The 16596-nt window shown below is 69.2% G+C and carries 15 protein-coding genes and 1 tRNA gene; 7 read left to right on the top strand and 9 right to left on the bottom strand.

The genetic code is table 11. The features are described 5' to 3' along the window. The first annotated feature begins 27 nt into the window (after nucleotides 1-27). Together K3G64_RS13945 and K3G64_RS13940 are read left to right on the top strand one after the other, a co-directional pair. A complete protein-coding gene (locus K3G64_RS13945) occupies nucleotides 28-1920 on the top strand; it encodes a propionyl-CoA synthetase (protein WP_238885088.1) in 1893 nt (630 codons plus the stop codon). 177 nt (nucleotides 1921-2097) lie between these two features. Then, nucleotides 2098-2520, top strand: coding sequence for a DUF4383 domain-containing protein (locus K3G64_RS13940; RefSeq protein WP_238885086.1), 423 nt, complete (start codon nucleotides 2098-2100; stop codon nucleotides 2518-2520). 4 nt (nucleotides 2521-2524) lie between these two features. Here K3G64_RS13940 and K3G64_RS13935 read toward each other — a convergent pair whose 3' ends face one another. The 9 genes from K3G64_RS13935 to K3G64_RS13895 all read right to left on the bottom strand — a co-directional run bounded on the left by K3G64_RS13935 (nucleotide 2525) and on the right by K3G64_RS13895 (nucleotide 12729). Continuing rightward, complete coding sequence (locus K3G64_RS13935; RefSeq protein ID WP_305071257.1) at nucleotides 2525-3469, bottom strand: Ppx/GppA phosphatase family protein; 945 nt, start codon at nucleotides 3467-3469, stop codon at nucleotides 2525-2527. Then, nucleotides 3466-3957, bottom strand: coding sequence for a DUF501 domain-containing protein (locus K3G64_RS13930; protein WP_238885082.1), 492 nt, complete (start codon nucleotides 3955-3957; stop codon nucleotides 3466-3468). Before K3G64_RS13930 ends, K3G64_RS13935 begins: the two co-directional genes overlap by 4 nt. Next, nucleotides 3950-4627 carry an FtsB family cell division protein gene (locus K3G64_RS13925; RefSeq protein WP_238885080.1) on the bottom strand — a complete coding sequence of 226 codons (678 nt, stop codon included), beginning with the start codon at nucleotides 4625-4627 and terminating at the stop codon, nucleotides 3950-3952. Before K3G64_RS13925 ends, K3G64_RS13930 begins: the two co-directional genes overlap by 8 nt. A 3-nt stretch (nucleotides 4628-4630) precedes the next feature. Then, nucleotides 4631-5920: a phosphopyruvate hydratase gene (gene eno, locus K3G64_RS13920; protein WP_238950656.1), complete on the bottom strand. Its 1290-nt coding sequence runs from the start codon at nucleotides 5918-5920 to the stop codon at nucleotides 4631-4633. A gap of 67 nt (nucleotides 5921-5987) precedes the next feature. After that, nucleotides 5988-6719: a lytic transglycosylase domain-containing protein gene (locus K3G64_RS13915; RefSeq protein ID WP_238885079.1), complete on the bottom strand. Its 732-nt coding sequence runs from the start codon at nucleotides 6717-6719 to the stop codon at nucleotides 5988-5990. Between the two features lie 107 nt (nucleotides 6720-6826). Then, entirely contained in the window at nucleotides 6827-7990 is a 1164-nt protein-coding gene (locus K3G64_RS13910; RefSeq protein WP_238885077.1) for a nucleoside triphosphate pyrophosphohydrolase, read from the bottom strand. A gap of 40 nt (nucleotides 7991-8030) precedes the next feature. After that, a complete protein-coding gene (mfd, locus tag K3G64_RS13905) occupies nucleotides 8031-11699 on the bottom strand; it encodes a transcription-repair coupling factor (protein ID WP_238885074.1) in 3669 nt (1222 codons plus the stop codon). A gap of 65 nt (nucleotides 11700-11764) precedes the next feature. Further along, nucleotides 11765-12046, bottom strand: a complete 282-nt coding sequence (locus K3G64_RS13900; RefSeq protein ID WP_238885072.1) for a hypothetical protein — start codon at nucleotides 12044-12046, stop codon at nucleotides 11765-11767. Between the two features lie 77 nt (nucleotides 12047-12123). Further along, complete coding sequence (locus K3G64_RS13895; RefSeq protein WP_238950655.1) at nucleotides 12124-12729, bottom strand: TetR/AcrR family transcriptional regulator; 606 nt, start codon at nucleotides 12727-12729, stop codon at nucleotides 12124-12126. A 94-nt stretch (nucleotides 12730-12823) separates the two neighbouring features. On the opposite strand from K3G64_RS13895, the gene K3G64_RS13890 reads away from it, so the two are divergent. The 5 genes from K3G64_RS13890 (at nucleotide 12824) to K3G64_RS13870 (ending at nucleotide 16570) form a co-directional block, all read left to right on the top strand. Further along, nucleotides 12824-12895: transfer RNA gene (locus K3G64_RS13890), tRNA-Gln, on the top strand. An 83-nt stretch (nucleotides 12896-12978) separates the two neighbouring features. Further along, nucleotides 12979-14463 carry a bifunctional UDP-N-acetylglucosamine diphosphorylase/glucosamine-1-phosphate N-acetyltransferase GlmU gene (glmU, locus tag K3G64_RS13885; protein ID WP_238885070.1) on the top strand — a complete coding sequence of 495 codons (1485 nt, stop codon included), beginning with the start codon at nucleotides 12979-12981 and terminating at the stop codon, nucleotides 14461-14463. Between the two features lie 97 nt (nucleotides 14464-14560). Next, nucleotides 14561-15541 (top strand): ribose-phosphate diphosphokinase, encoded by a 981-nt coding sequence (locus K3G64_RS13880; protein ID WP_238885069.1) that lies wholly within the window; start codon nucleotides 14561-14563, stop codon nucleotides 15539-15541. Between the two features lies 1 nt (nucleotide 15542). Beyond that, the gene (arsC, locus tag K3G64_RS13875; protein ID WP_238885067.1) at nucleotides 15543-15896 is read left to right on the top strand and encodes an arsenate reductase (glutaredoxin); all 354 of its coding nucleotides are present in this window, start codon (nucleotides 15543-15545) and stop codon (nucleotides 15894-15896) included. Next, the gene (locus tag K3G64_RS13870) at nucleotides 15893-16570 is read left to right on the top strand and encodes an LpqN/LpqT family lipoprotein (protein WP_238885065.1); all 678 of its coding nucleotides are present in this window, start codon (nucleotides 15893-15895) and stop codon (nucleotides 16568-16570) included. Before arsC ends, K3G64_RS13870 begins: the two co-directional genes overlap by 4 nt. Nucleotides 16571-16596: the final 26 nt, after the last annotated feature.

Raw genomic sequence — 16596 nt, 5'->3', positions numbered from 1 at the left:
GACCGGCCGTCGCGCTACCGTGCCGGTATGGCCGGATACCGAGAGCAGTACCGAGACCTGTTCGCTGCCAGCATCGCCGATCCCAGCGCGTTCTGGGCCGATGCCGCGCGGGCGGTGACGTGGAGCCGCGAGCCGCAGCAGGTGCTCGACGACTCCCGACCGCCGTTCTACCGCTGGTTTCCCGACGGCGAGCTGAACACCTGCGCCAACGCACTGGACCGCCACGTAGAAAGTGGCCGCGCCGAGCAGCCGGCGCTGATCTACGACTCGCCGGTAACCGGCACTCAGCGCACCTATACCTATCGCGAATTGCTCGACGCGACAGCGCGGTTCGCAGGTGGCCTGCGCGCGCTCGGTGTCGGCAAGGGCGACCGCGTGGTGATCTACATGCCGATGATCCCCGAGGCCGTGATCGCCATGCTGGCGTGCGCGCGACTGGGGGCGGTGCACTCGGTGGTGTTCGGTGGTTTCGCCGCGCACGAGCTGGCGGCCCGCATCGACGACGCGCAGCCCGCCGTCGTCGTCTCGGCCTCCTGTGGCATCGAACCGACGCGCATCGTGGACTACAAGCCGATGCTGGACGCCGCGCTGGAGATGGCCGGGCATCCGCCGCGCAGCTGCGTCATCGTGCAGCGCGACCAGCATCGGTGCGAGCTGAGGCCGGACCGCGACATCGACTGGCAGGACCTGACGGGTGCCGATCCGGTCGACCCGGTGCCGGTCGCGGCCACCGACCCGCTCTACGTGCTGTACACCTCCGGCACCACGGGAAAGCCCAAGGGCATCGTGCGCGACAACGGCGGGCACGCGGTGGCGCTGCTGTGGAGCATGCGCAATGTCTACGACATCTCGCCCGGCGAGGTGTTCTGGGCCGCATCCGATGTGGGTTGGGTGGTCGGCCACTCCTACATCGTCTATGCGCCGCTGCTGCTGGGCGCCACGACCGTGCTGTACGAGGGGAAGCCGGTCGGCACACCGGATCCCGGGGCGTTCTGGCGGGTCGCGTCCGAGCACAAGGTCAAGGCGCTGTTCTCCGCACCGACTGCGTTGCGCGCGATCCGCAAGGAGGACCCCGACGGCTCCCACATCGGCCGCTACGACCTGTCGTCGATGAAGTACCTCTTCCAGGCCGGCGAGCGGCTCGACCCCGACACCTACGAGTGGGCGGCGCAGAAGCTCGGCATCCCGGTGGTCGACCACTGGTGGCAGACGGAGACGGGGTGGGCGATCGCCGCCAATCCCATGGGACTTCAACCCATGCCCATCAAGGCCGGCTCACCGACGGTTCCGATGCCGGGCTATGACGTGCAGATCCTGCACGTCGACGGCTCACCCTGCGAGCCGGGCGAGGAGGGCGCGATCTGCCTCCGGTTGCCGCTGCCCCCGGGCACGCTGCCGACGCTGTGGGGCGACGACGACCGCTACGAAGCCTCGTACCTGTGCGAGCACCCCGGCTACTACCTGACCGGCGACGGCGGCTACCTCGACGAGGACGGCTACCTGTTCGTGATGGGCCGCATCGACGACGTGATCAACGTGGCCGGGCACCGGATGTCGACCGGGTCGATCGAGGCCGTGTTGGCGACGCACCCGGCCGTGGCCGAGTGCGCGGTCATCGGCGTGGCCGACGAGATCAAAGGTCAGGTGCCGCGCGGCCTGGTCGTCCTGAAGGCGGGCGCGTCGCAGGAGAACCTCGCCGGCGAATTGGTTGCATTGGTACGCAATGAGATCGGCGCTGTGGCGTGCTTCCGACAGGTCGATGTCGTGTCGGCACTGCCGAAGACGCGCTCGGGCAAGATCCTCCGCAAAGCCATGCGCGGCATCGCACACGGCAAGGAGGAATCCGTCCCGTCGACGATCGAGGACCCCGCCGTCCTGGACGCGTTGAAACCCGTCCTGCAGCAACGAACGGAAAAATAGCCGCCGACAACTGGCTACACCCGATACTGGCCATCGGGATCATCGGGCTGGGCGTGGGGCTCTCGCGCGACCGGGTTCATCGGCACAGGTCGGTCAACCGCAACACCGGTTAGGTCAGCCACCTCCGGGGTATCACCTGCCAAACCGTCAATACTCGGTGCGGAGGGAGGCGACGGCATGGCGAGCACCCCGAAATACATGGCCGTGCAGGGGGCGGCGCTCCTCGTGGGCGCCGCCCTGGTCGTGCTCGGCGTCCTCGGCTTCATTCCCGGTATCACCTCCGATTACGACCAGCTGGCATGGGCCGAACCGGCCTCGGGCGCCGCCCTGTTCGGCGCGGTCGCGGTGTCGGGGGTGCACAACATCGTCAACATCGTGATCGGCGGCCTCGGGTTCCTGATGGCGCGCACTTACGCTGCGGCGCGGGCGTATCTGCTGCTCGGCGGCCTGGTGTACCTGGGACTCTGGGTGTACGAGCTGTCCGTCGTGCACATCAACGACTGGCTGCATCTGAGCCTGGCGATCGTGATGGCGCTGCTCGCCGTCACGCTGGCCGGTCAGCATGATCCGACGAAACGGCGCAACAGGGTTCGGGCCTGAGCGGTCAGTCCGCGATCGACAGCGCGATGCCGTCGAGGATGTCGTGTTCGCTGACCACGAGCTCCTCGATTCCGGCGCGTTTTCCGAGCGCGTCGGCCAATTCCTCGACGATGATCGCGCCTCCTCCGATCACGTCGACGCGCCCCTCGTGCATCGGCCCCAGCACCGCGCGCTGCGCCCGCGTCATCGCGATCAACTCGTCGCACACCGCGAGGAGATCCGGGAACGGAACGCGCGACAGGTGAATGGCCTGCGAATCGTAGGTGGTCATCTGTTGGGCCAGTGCCGACAACGTGGTCATGGTCCCGGCCACCCCCACCCAGGTGCGCGCGCGCTCTACGGGCACCGCTCGGAACGCCTCGGCGAGGCCCTCACGGGCGGCCTCGCGCGCGGCGGCGATCTCGGTGGCGGTCGGCGGGTCGGTGTGCAGGCACCGTTCGCTCAACCGCACGCAGCCGATGTCGGCCGAATGACTGGCTTCCACGTCGCCGGTGCCCAGCACCACCTCGGTCGACCCGCCGCCGAGGTCGACGACCACGAATGGCCCTGCTGCCGAATCGAGTTCGTCGACCGCGCCGTGAAACGACAGCGCGGCCTCCTCGGTGCCGGTGATCACCTCGGCGACCGCGCCGGGGACCACCGCGCCCAGCACGTCGGCCGTCATCTCGAAGAACACGTCGCGATTGGCGGCGTCCCTGGTCGCCGACGTCGCCACCATGCGCACCCTGGCCACGTCGTGGTCGCGCATCAACTGGGCGTAGCCGGTCAGTGCGGCGTGCGTGCGCGCGAGCGCGTCGGGTGCGAATCGGCCTGTGGCGTCGACACCTTGGCCCAACCGGACGATGCGCATCTCCCGGTGCACGTCGCGTAGCCGGCCCTCGACCCTGTCGGCGATGAGCAACCGGATCGAGTTGGTACCGCAATCGATGGCGCCGACCCTGTCAGTCACGCCCACCTCCCTGGCTCGAGTATTCCTGCCAATGCCGGCTCGTCGGCGAGTAGCGCCAGCGCCTCGTCACCGAACGGGTTGACGCCCGGGCCCTTGGCCAGCGAGTGCGCGATCACCACGTGCAGGCACTTCACCCGGTCCGGCATCCCACCGCCGGAAAACGTTGTGCTCAAAGGCTCGATCGCGTCGCGTTCGGCGAGATACGACTCGTGCGCGCGGCGGTACGCGTCGGCCAGTTGCGGGTCGGACTGCAGCCGGTCGGTCATGTCGCGCATCAGGCCGGAGGACTCCAGCCGGCTTGTCGCCGCGGTCAGTGCCGGGTGGGTCAGGTAGTACAACGTCGGAAACGGCGTCCCGTCAGGCAGTCTCGGCGCGGTCTTCACGACACCGGGTTCGCCGTTGGGGCACCGGTAGGCGATCTCGAGCACGCCGCGGGCTTCACGTCCCAGCTGCCGCGCGACGGCGTCGAGGTCCGACCGGTCAACCACCGGGCGGAGGCGCCGGCGGCGGCGGTGGCGGTGGTGTGCCGGGTTGCGGCACGCCGGGCGGCGGTGGTGCGGCCGGCGAAACACCATGCGGCTCATCGGCGATGGTGTGCCACAGCGCCGTGTACCAGGGTTGGTCGGGGTTCGCGGCGGTGCCCGGTGCGGCCTCCTCGACGCCGGGCGCGGCCGCTCCGGGGGGCAGCTGCACCTGGTAGGGGATCTCGCCGGGCATCACGAAGCCGAGCCGTTCGCGCGCCTGCGCGGCGATGAACACGGGGTCGGCCAGCTTGGCCTTCTGCTGTTCGAGTTCGGCGATCTGCGCGCGCAACTGCTGTTCGGTGGCCTGGATCTGTTTCATCTCGGTGCGCTGGGCGAAATAGGTGCGCACGGGTCCGGCGATGGTCAGAGTCAGCACACAGACGACGGCGGCGAGTATCGCGGCTCGCCGTGCCGCCGATCCGAAGCGCTGCTCGGATTGCTGCTCGGCCGACGATTCGATGGCGCGGCGGATGACGATGCCGCTGTCCTGCGGCTCGGCCTCAGGTGCGGAACCCCGCGACTCGCGCCGAGCCGCGCTGCGAGGACGGCCCTTGCCTGCGCTGCCCGCCCCCGACTTCCCTGGCCGGGAAGTCGGGGACCGACGCTTGGGGTCGGGCCGTTTCGCATCGGGCACGGGCTATTTCGGCTCCACGGCAAACCGCGGGAAGGCGAGGTCACCCGCATAGCGGGCGGCGTCTCCCAGGTTCTCCTCGATGCGCAGCAGCTGGTTGTACTTGGCGACGCGCTCGCTGCGGGCGGGTGCGCCGGTCTTGATCTGGCCGCTGCCCACCGCGACGGCGAGGTCGGCGATGGTGGTGTCCTCGGTCTCGCCGCTGCGGTGGCTCATCATGGTCCGATAGCCGCTGTTGTGGGCCAGCGCGACCGCATCCAGGGTTTCGGTCAACGTGCCGATCTGGTTGACCTTGACCAGAAGCGCGTTGGCGGCGCCCTTCTCGATGCCCTCCTCGAGCCGCTCGGGGTTGGTGACGAACAGGTCGTCGCCCACGATCTGCACCCGGTCCCCGATCGCGGTGGTCAACGCCACCCAGCCGTCCCAGTCGTCCTCGGACAGCGGGTCCTCGACCGATACCAGCGGATAGGCGTCCATCAACTCGGAGTAGAACTGACCCATCTGGTCGGCGGTGCGCACCTCGTTCTCGAATTCGTAGCCCTGGCCTTCGGTGTAGAACTCGGTGGCGGCGACGTCGAGTGCCAGCGCCACGTCGGGACCGGGCTTGAAGCCGGCCGCCTCGATGGCCGACAGGATCAGGTCGAGCGCGGCCCTGGTGCCCAGCACGTCGGGTGCGAAGCCGCCCTCGTCGCCGAGGCCGGTGGCCATGCCCTGCTTCTTGAGCACCGCCTTCAGCGCGTGGTACACCTCCGCACCCCACCGCAGCGCCTCCTTGAACGACGCAGCGCCGATCGGAGCGACCATGAACTCCTGGACGTCGACGCCGGTGTCGGCGTGGGCGCCGCCGTTGAGGATGTTCATCATCGGCACCGGCAGGATGTGCGCGTTCGGCCCGCCGATGTAGCGGAACAGCTCGAGGTCGGCCGCCAGCGCCGCGGCCTTGGCCACGGCCAGCGAGGTGCCCAGGATCGAGTTGGCGCCCAGCCGGGACTTGTCGGGCGTGCCGTCCAGGTCGAGCAGTGCCTGATCGACCAGCCGTTGGTCGTCGGCGTTCATTCCCAGCACCGCGGGCCCGATCTCGTCGAGCACGGCCTCCACGGCCTTCTGCACGCCCTTGCCGCCGTAGCGGCTTCCGCCATCGCGCAGTTCGACGGCCTCGTGCTCGCCGGTCGAGGCGCCCGACGGCACCGCGGCGCGGGCGAAGGAGCCGTCGCCGAGCATCACCTCGACCTCGACCGTCGGGTTGCCCCGGGAGTCGAGGATCTCGCGGGCTCCGACCTGCTCGATGATGGGCACTGGCGTCTCCTTGGTGGTGGTGGGCGTCAACCGACGAGCCTAGAGCCTCCCCGGTCGGTCGGCGTGCCTAGAGGGGGTGTCCCTCGGCGTAGGCCTTCGCCCAGTCGCGCACGGTGCGGGCGTACTGGTCGGACAGGTTGTAGGCGCGCAGGGCATTCATCCAGCCGCGCGGGGTCGACAGGTCCTTGCCGGTCCAGCACAGGTAACCGGCCGCGGACAGCGCGGCGTCGTCCATGTTGTCGGCGCTGACGTCACCGTCGTTGTTGGCGTCGACGCCGTAGAGCCGCCAGGTCTCCGGGATGAACTGCATCGGCCCCATCGCCCGGGCGAACTGCGATTCGCCGTCGTTGCTGATCGCGGCGTCATCCATGATCTCGAGGTTGCCGTTGGTGCCGTCGAGCAGCACGCCGCGGATCGGCGGGCGGACGTCGCCGTTGGGGGCGATCGCGGCACCTCGATAGGTGCCGTGGTGGCTTTCCACCTGGCCGATCCCGGCCAGCGTCGTCCACGACAGGTGGCAGTCCGGGTTCTCGACCTCGGCGACCCGCGCGGCGTACGCGTAGGCCTCCAGGGCGCCGGCGGGAATGCCCAGCTCAGGGGCTCGCTGGGCGGCCCATTCGCGCAGTTGATCGGCCGGCCGACCCTTCGCGTGGGTGTCGATCGCGGGCACCGGGTCACCGGGCGGCGGGGGCACACCCTCGGGAATGGGGGTGCCCACCTGCCAGGAGCAGCTCGAAGCCAAGAGCAACGCCGTCGCTCCCAGCACAGCGACAGCGCGTAGCCAACGCACCCGCGACACCAAACTCCCTCAACCAACTTCGGTAAGGCCCATGTTCCCATGCATTCGCGGCACAGCGGCTCAGCGGTGCGCGGGATTTCGGCGCGCATATCGCCGATCGGCGGTTCTCAGCGCGCCGAATCCGCGGTCTCAGGCGACGGTTCCGGCACCTCCACCGGCGCGGACTCGGGTACGTCGGCGGGTGCGGGCTCGGGTACGTCGGCAGGCGACGGCTCGGGGACACGGTCCGGCGCCGGCTCGGTATCGGAAACATTACCTGTCACAGCAGCCTCAAAGTCCTCAGAGACCTCAGCGGTTCCAGCCGGTTCGGCGGTCCGCTCGGACCCCGGCCAGTGGGCACGCCATTCGTCGCCGGACACCGGGCCCATCTGGGCCACGTCGAGCTCCTCCGGCACGTTTCCGCCGCGACGGCCTGCCGCGACGGCGTGCTCGACCCGCCGAACGGTGTCCATGAACTCGAGCACCGCCGAGCGCAACGAATTCTCGGAGTCGACGTCGACCGAAACCGTCACGGTCGTGATCGTCGCCGGGATCAAGTCGGCGGGCAGACCCGCGGCGGTGACTCGCTCGATCACCTTCTGCGCCAACGCCAGAGCGGGTTGTGCGGTCGGCACGTCGTCGACGGCGGAGAATGCCTTCTTCGCCCTCTTCTCGAGTGCCTTGCGCTCTTCCCACTGTGCGAGCTGCTCGTCGAGCGAAACCGTCTCTCCGGCAAGGACAGCGGGGACACGATTACCGAGCTTGCGGACCAGGGCGTCGGCGACGTCGTCGATACCGAACGAGTTGTGCGGCGCGTCTTCGGCGATGCGGGCGTGAAAGAGCACCTGTAGCAACACGTCTCCGAGTTCGTCGCGTAACGCCTCGGCATCACCGCTGCGCACCGCGTCGAACACCTCGTAGGTCTCCTCGAGCAGATAGCGCCGCAGCGAGTCGTGGGTCTGCTCGCTCTCCCACGGGCCTGCGGTGCGCAGCCTGTCCATCATCGAGACGGCGTCGACGAGACGTTCGCCCGGCGCGGCCCCTGGCGCGGCGATGAGCCTGTCGCCGGCGGCCAGACGCGCCTTGACCGCGGGGTGCTCGGGATCCGACGAGAGCAGCACCGGCGCTGCCTCCTCGTCCGCGGCGCCGGTCATGCAGGCCCGCGCCGACGGCAGCGACCACGGCACCTTGATCGGCATCTCCTCGGTGTACTGGACGTCGCCGGTCAGCAGGTCGATCGCGTCGACGGGGATCAGCGACGGGCGGCGGGGGTCGACGAGCACGACGGTCATCGTGATGACCTCCTCGCTATGCGCGCCGCGCGCGGACACGTCATGCGCGCGGTTCCTGACCCGACCCCAGTCTCGTTATATCAATACTGTCCTGCGGTTTTCCATCGAGGGCCAGCACCAATCCGGCGACCATGCGCACCAGTTCAAGATCACGGATGCGTGGCGCCGCGACCCCGTCGCCGGCCCGCGGGATCGGCACCTGCACCGTCGCCGTGGTGGCCCGGTAGTTCGCGCTCGGGTACATCCGCTTGAGCCGCAGTTGCGCAGAGTCCATCAGCGTCAGCGGCGCCAGCCGCAGCGTCGCCGCGGACGCCACGCCGACTTCGGTGATGCCGTACTGCTTGAGCAGCAACCGCAAGCGCGCCACGGCCACCAGCCGCTGCGCGGGTTCGGGCAGCGCGCCGTACCGGTCGACGAGCTCGTCGACCACCCGGTCGACCGCGTCCTGGTCCGGTGCCGCGGCCAGCCTGCGGTAGCCCTCGAGCCGGAGCCGGTCGCTGTTGACGTAGTCCGGCGGCAGGTGCGCGTCCACCGGCAGGTCGATGCGGACATCCTTCGGTTCCTCCGGCGCCGCAACGGTTTTCCCGTCCCTTTGGGCGGAGTAGGCCGCACGGTACGCCTCGACGGCCTCGCCGACCAGGCGTACGTAGAGGTCGAACCCGACCCCGGCGACATGGCCGGACTGTTCGGCGCCCAGGACGTTGCCCGCACCCCGGATCTCGAGGTCCTTCAGCGCGACCGCCATACCCGCGCCGAGTTCGTTGTTCTGCGCGATGGTCGCCAGCCGGTCGTAGGCCGTCTCGGTGAGCGGAACCTCGGGCGGATACAGGAAGTAGGCGTAACCGCGCTCGCGGCTGCGGCCCACCCGACCGCGCAGCTGGTGGAGCTGCGAGAGGCCGAAGGTGTCGGCACGCTCGACGATCAGCGTGTTGGCGTTGGAGATGTCCAGGCCGGTCTCGACGATCGTCGTGCACACCAGGACGTCGTATTCGCGGTTCCAGAAACCCTCGACGGTGCGTTCGAGCAGTTCCTCGGGCATCTGGCCGTGCGCGACGACGACGCGGGCCTCCGGCACGAGCGCCTGGACCCGGGCCGCGGCCGCATCGATGGTCCGGACCCGGTTGTGGATGTAGAACGCCTGTCCGTCGCGCAACATCTCGCGTCGCAGCGCGGCGGCGATCTGCTTGTCGTCGTGCGGACCGACGTAGGTCAGCACCGGGTAGCGCTCCTCGGGCGGGGTGAGGATCGTAGACATCTCGCGGATGCCGGCCAGGCTCATCTCCAGCGTGCGCGGTATCGGGGTGGCGCTCATGGTCAGCACGTCGACGTGGGTGCGCATCGACTTGATGTGCTCCTTGTGCTCGACGCCGAACCGCTGCTCCTCGTCGACCACCACCAGGCCGAGGTTCTTCCAGGTGACGCCGGTCTGCAGCAGGCGGTGCGTGCCGATGACGATGTCGACGCTGCCGTCCTTCATGCCCTCCAGGACGACTCTGGACTCGCCCGGGTCGGTGAACCGGCTCAGCCCCTTGACCGTCACCGGGAACCCGGCCATGCGCTCGCTGAAGGTCTGCAGGTGCTGGTCGGCCAGCAGCGTCGTCGGCACCAGCACCGCCACCTGCTTGCCGTCCTGCACGGCCTTGAACGCCGCGCGCACCGCGATCTCGGTCTTGCCGTACCCGACGTCGCCGCAGATCACCCGGTCCATCGGCACCGGCTTCTCCATGTCGGCCTTGACCTCGGTGATCGCGGTCAGCTGGTCGACCGTCTCGGTGAAGCCGAAGGCGTCCTCCATCTCGTTCTGCCATGGGGTGTCGGGGCCGAACGCATGCCCCGGGGAGGCCTGGCGCTTGGCGTACAACGACACCAGTTCGGCTGCGATCTCGCGCACCGCGCGGCGGGCCTTGGTCTTGGTGTTGGCCCAGTCGCTGCCGCCGAGTCTGGACAACGTCGGAGCCTCGCCGCCGACATAGCGCGACAGTTGGTCCAGCGAGTCCATCGGCACGTAGAGCCGGTCCGCTGTCTGCCCCTTCTTGCTCGACGCGTACTCCAGCACCAGGTACTCGCGGCGGGCGCCGCCGACCACGCGTTCGGTCATCTCCACGAAGCGCCCGATGCCGTGCTGGTCGTGCACCACCAGGTCACCGGTGGTCAGCGCGAGCGGGTCGACGACGTTGCGCCGCTTGGCCGCCAGCCTCTTGCCCTCGGTGGCGGTGGCCCGGCTGCCGGTGAGATCGGTCTCGGTGATGACGACGAGGTTGGCGCCGGCGATGACGACCCCGTCGTGCAGCGGGCCCTTGAGTACGCCGACAGCACCCTGCTTGAGCGGTGCGCCCGGCTCGAGAAGCACTGCGGGAGTGTCGGCCTCGGCGAGCTGCTCGCAGACGCGCTGCGCGGTGCCGGTGCCCGGGGTGACGATCGCCGCGTATCCGCCGGTCGCGACGTGGGCGCGCAGCATCGCGAAGATCTCGTCGATGCTGTGCGCGGAGCCCCGTGCCGACGGAGCGGGCCGGATGTCGACTTCGACCGCGGCCTCGTTGGACAGCTGGCTCAGCGTCCACCACGGGTGATCGCCGGCCCGGGCCGCGGCGCGCGCGTCGTCGAGCTCGACGAAGCCGGAGGCGCCCATCGCCTCCAGGTCAATGGGAACGTCGCCGCCGACGGCCGCCGTCGACCACGACGCCTCGAGGAACTCCTGTCCGGTCTTGATCAGGTCGGCGGCGCGGGTGCGCACCTTCTCGGGGTCGCAGATCAGCAGGGGCGTGCCGGCGGGCAGATGGTCGGACAGGACGGAGAGTTCGCCGCGGCCCCCGGTCGTCTTGAGCACCGGCAGCAGCGCCTCCATGCCGTCGACCGGAATGCCCTCGGCCAACTTGGCCAACATGTCGGGCACACTTCCGGGCAGCGTGTTCTCCCCCACCGGGTGCTCGCGGGCCAGCTCGACGGCGCGTTTGCGGACGTCGTCGGTGAGTAGCAGTTCGCGGCAGGCCACGGCGATGACGGTGTCGATGTCGATCTCGGGGATGGACCGTTGGTCGGCCACGGAGAACATCCGCATCTCAGAGACCTCGTCGCCCCAGAACTCGACGCGCACCGGATGCTCGTAGGTGGGCGGGAAGAGGTCGAGGATGCCGCCGCGCACCGCGAACTCGCCGCGCTTGCCGACCATGTCGACGCGGGTGTAGGCCAGTTCGACGAGGCGGGCGATCAGGTCGTCGAAGTCCGAGTCCGCCCCGACCGTGAGCGTCACCGGGTCGGTGGCCGCGAGGTCGGGCGCCATGGGCTGAAGCAGCGAGCGTGCGGTGGTGACCACCACCCGCAGCGGCGGGCCGAGGCGCTCGTCGTCGGGATGGGTCAACCGGCGCAGCAGCAGCATCCGCGCGCCGACCGTGTCGACACCCGGCGACAACCGCTCGTGCGGCAGCGTCTCCCAGGACGGGAACATCGCGACGGCGTCGCCGAACACGCCGTGCAGTTCGGCCGTCAGGTCGTCGGCCTCGCGTCCGGTGGCGGTGACGGCGACGAGCGGGGAGGCCTGCGCGATCGCCGACGCCACGTACAGCCGAGCGCCGGCCGGGCCGACGACGGACAGATCGACGGGTCTGTCGGCCGCGCGGCGGCTGATCTCGCCCAGCGAGGGATCGCGCAGCGCAAGCTCGACAAGCCCCGCGATCGGGGTTGGGACAGCAAGGGTCCCCGATGCGGTCATGATGCGTCCATCCTAGGCGGACCCGCTAAAGGCGTTGGGGCCGGTCAAGTCCCGCCCACGACCGGCTAACTCAGCGCGTCGGCGTCACCCCTGACGCGCCCGAAGCCCGGGTCCGGGATCCGTTCGGGGAAGCGGTCCAGCGCCGCGGCGGCCAGGCGGGCCAACCGCTCAAGCGCGCCGACCACCTCGGCACGGGGCACACCCCGGCGGGCCCAGTACACACCGATCGCGCCGACCGGTGCGGGGGCGGCCATCGGCGTCATCACCAGACTGCGCACGAAGGTGGGCAGGTACGCCTCCTGGGGAATCCGCTCGTCGGTACGGATGTCGGCGATTTCGTCCGCCATCGCGCCCCTGTCCTCGCGGTGGGTTCACGATATCCGCATTGCGAAGTCGTTCGCTGGCGAAGGCGTCGATCATCCGGTCACTCGTCGAGCAACAGCGGATCGTTCTCCAGGTGCATCAGCCCGTTCCAGCACAGGTTGACCAGATGCGCGGCGACGACCTCTTTCTTGGGCTCGCGCACGTCGAGCCACCACTGCGCGGTCATCGACACCGAACCGACCAACGCCTGCGCGTACAGCGGGGCCATCTCGGGGTCGAGGCCGCGGCGGGAGAAGTCACCGGCCAGGATCGACGACACCTGGTTGACGGCCTCGTTGAGCAGCGTCGAGTAGGTGCTTCCGGAGGTGATGGACGCCGGGGAGTCGCGGATCAGGATGCGGAACCCGTCGGTGCGTTCGTCGACGTAGGTCAGCAACGCCAGCGCGACCCGCTCGATGCGCAGCCGGGAGCGGTTGTTGGTCATCCTGGTCAACGACGACGTGATGCCGTCGAGCAAGGCCGACATCTCGCGGTCGACGACCACGGCGTAGAGCCCCTCCTTGCCGCCGAAATGCTCGTAGACGACGGGTTTGGAGACGTTGGCCCGTTGCGCGATCTCTTCGACCGAGGTGCCTTCGTAGCCGCGTTGCGCGAACAGCGTCCGCGCGATGTCGATGAGCTGGTGGCGCCGCTCGGCGCCGGTCATCCGCGCGCGCGGTGCCCGGACCTCCTTGTCGAGTGCAGCCACGGCTACCAGGGTAGTTGGTTGGACCACTGGACTAGCATCACGAGGTGATCGATCCGTCGTGGTGTAATCGGCAGCACCTCTGATTTTGGTTCAGATAGTTCAGGTTCGAGTCCTGGCGACGGAGCACTTGGTCGCGACTGTGCGGTTCCACACCGCGTCACCGGCGTGTCGCGTATGAAACCGCACATTCGATAGGCAGGAGTCCGGATGACGGCATCCACGGAGACAGCGGTCGTCGTTCTGGCGGCAGGGGCGGGCACGCGGATGCGGTCCGACATCCCGAAGGTGCTGCACATCCTCGGCGGGCGCACCATGCTCGCCCATGCGGTGCACGCGGCGGCCGAGGTGGCTCCGCGACATCTGGTCGTCGTGGTCGGCAAGGACCGCGACCGCGTGGTCCCCGCGGTCGAGCAGCTGGCGACGGAACTGGGCAGGCCCATCGACACCGCCGTTCAGGAACACCAGCTCGGCACCGGCCACGCCGTCGAGTGCGGCCTGTCGGCGCTGCCCGCCGACTTCGCCGGCACCGTCGTCGTCACCTCGGGCGACGTCCCGCTGCTGGACGCCGACACGCTCGCCGACCTCATCGCCGTGCATGGGGCCCCCCCGACCGCGGCCACCGTGCTGACCACGACGCTTCCCGACCCGACCGGGTACGGCCGCATCCTGCGCACGAGCGACGGTCAGGGCGGGGATCTGCTGAGCATCGTCGAGCAGGCCGACGCCACCGCGTCGCAGCAGGCCATCACCGAGGTCAACGCCGGGGTGTACGCGTTCGACGTCGCCGCGTTGCGACCGGCCCTGAGCCGGCTGCGGTCCGACAACGCCCAGCACGAGCAGTACCTGACCGACGTCATCTCGATCATGCGAGCCGACGGCGAGGTGGTGCGCGCCAAGCACGTCGACGACTCGACGTTGGTGGCCGGGGTCAACGACCGGGTGCAGCTCGCCGAGTTGGGCGCCGAGCTGAACCGGCGCATCGTCGCCGCGCACCAGCGGGCGGGTGTCACGGTCGTCGATCCGGCGACCACGTGGATCGACGTCGACGTGACGATCGGCCGCGACACCATCGTCCACCCCGGGACCCAACTGCTGGGCGCGACGCGCATCGGCGGCCGCTGCCAGGTCGGGCCGGACACCACGCTGACCGATGTGACGGTCGGCGACGACGCCGTGGTGGTGCGCACCCACGGCGGGCAGGCGACCATCGGCGCCGGCGCCGCGGTGGGACCGTTCGCTTATCTGCGGCCGGGAACCGTGCTGGGTGCCACCGCCAAGCTCGGCGCGTTCGTCGAGACGAAGAACTCGACGATAGGCGACGGCACCAAGGTGCCCCACCTGACCTACGTGGGCGACGCGGACATCGGCGAGCACAGCAACATCGGCGCGTCGAGCGTCTTCGTCAACTACGACGGCCAGACCAAGAGCCGCACGACCATCGGCTCGCACGTCCGGACCGGTTCGGACACCATGTTCGTCGCACCGGTCACCGTGGGCGACGGGGCATACACCGGCGCGGGCACCGTCATCCGTGAGGACGTGCCGCCCGGTGCGCTGGCGGTATCGGCAGGTTCTCAGCGCAACATCGAGGGCTGGGTGTCGCGCAAGCGGCCGGGTTCGGCGGCCGCTGAGGCGGCCCGCCGGGCGCTCGGCGGCGACGATGACGCCGATCCGGGAAACGGCGGGCCGTGAGCGCCTCGAGTGTTCATGATCTGGCAACCCGGGCACCGGTAGCGCGTGACGCTACGTACGATTGGCCCGTATCGATTCCCGACAATTAGGGCGCACCGTGGGCACCGAGTGGACCGACAACCGCAAGAATCTGATGTTGTTCTCGGGTCGGGCGCACCCCGAACTCGCTGAGCAGGTCGCCAAGGAACTGGATGTTCCAGTCACCGCGCAGACGGCGCGGGACTTCGCCAACGGCGAGATCTTCGTGCGGTTCGACGAGTCGGTGCGCGGGTGCGACGCCTTCGTGCTGCAGAGCCATCCATGGCCGCTGAACCAGTACCTGATGGAACAGCTGATCATGATCGACGCACTGAAGCGGGGCAGCGCCAAGCGCATCACCGCGATCCTGCCGTTCTATCCCTACGCCCGCCAGGACAAGAAGCACCGCGGCCGCGAACCCATCTCCGCCCGCCTGGTCGCCGATCTGCTCAAGACCGCGGGCGCGGACCGCATTGTCACGGTCGACCTGCACACCGACCAGATCCAGGGTTTCTTCGACGGCCCGGTCGATCACATGCGCGCCCAGAAGCTGCTGACCGGCTACATCGCCGAGAACTACGCCGACCACGACATGGTGGTCGTCTCCCCCGACTCGGGCCGGGTGCGCGTCGCCGAGAAGTGGGCCGACTCGCTGGGCGGCGTTCCGCTGGCGTTCATCCACAAGACCCGTGACCCGCTCAAGCCCAACGAGGTCGTGTCCAACCGGGTCGTCGGCGATGTGCGCGGCAAGACCTGCGTGCTGACCGACGACATGATCGACACCGGCGGCACCATCGCCGGGGCGGTCAAGCTGCTCAAGGCCGACGGCGCAGGCGAGGTCATCATCGCGGCCACGCACGGCGTGCTGTCGGATCCGGCCAGCGAGCGGCTTGCCGCGTGCGGGGCCCGAGAGGTGATCGTCACCAACACCCTGCCGATCGGCGAGGACAAGCAGTTCCCCCAGCTGACCGTGTTGTCGATCGCGCCGCTGCTGGCCAACACCATTCGCGCGGTGTTCGACAACGGTTCGGTCACCAGCCTGTTCGACGGGTCGGCCTGACATGTCCGGCGAAGGCTCGGCCAAGATCTACCACAACCCGAAGTGCTCGACCTCACGCAAGACACTGGAGTTGCTGCGCGACAACGAGATCGAACCGACGGTCATCCAGTACCTGAAGACCCCGCCGACGCGCTCCGAGCTGGCGAAGATGATCGCCGACGCGGGAATCGACGTGCGGACCGCGGTGCGCAAACGCGAGTCGCTGTATCGGGAGCTCGGCCTGGAGTCGGCGTCCGACGACGAACTGCTCGACGCCCTCGCCGAGCATCCGATCCTGATCGAGCGTCCGTTCGTCGTCACAGCCAAGGGCACCCGGCTGGCTCGACCGATCGACGCGGTGCACGAGATCTTGTGAAGCGGTTCGGTTTCGGGCTCGTCGCGGGTGTTGTCGCGCTCGCGGCCGTGACGGGCTGCGGCACAGAACCGCCCAACTACCAGTCGGTGTGGTCGACGACGGCGTCGCCGACCACCACCACCGCCCCCGATGCCGGCAAGCCGGTACCGATCGCGGCGTTCCTCGAGCAGGAGGGCGTCGTCGGCGACCCGGTGTTCCCCGAGAGGTTGACCGACCTGACCGTCGGCTTCCCGACACCGCCGGGGTGGGAGCCGTACTTCAACACCAACTTCGCGCCGGGCACCCGGGTGATCGCCAAGGGCGACACCTACCCGATCGCGATGCTGGTGGTGCTCAAGCTGACCGGCGACTTCGACGTCGACGAGGCGATCAAGCACGGTTACGTCGACGCCGAGATGTCGCAGAACTTCACGAGGCTCAACGCGTCGATGGAGCCGTTCAAGGGATTCCCGTCGGCGATGATCGAGGGCAGCTACGACCTCAACGGCACCCGGATGCACAGCTACAACCGCATCGTCATCGCGACCGGAGCACCGCCTGAGAAGCAGCGTTATCTCATCCAGTTCACCGTCACCGGGTTCGCGAACAAGGCCGCCGAGGAGGCGCCCGACATCGAGTCGATCATCGGCGGCTTCACCGTCGCGCAACCCAAGGCGCCGCCGCCCCCGCGGTAGTTCTTGGCGCGACTCACTAGAGTCGG

Source organism: Mycobacterium sp. IDR2000157661 (assembly GCF_022317005.1).
Classification (GTDB): domain Bacteria; phylum Actinomycetota; class Actinomycetes; order Mycobacteriales; family Mycobacteriaceae; genus Mycobacterium.
This window is presented reverse-complemented; position numbering and strand designations above follow the sequence as displayed.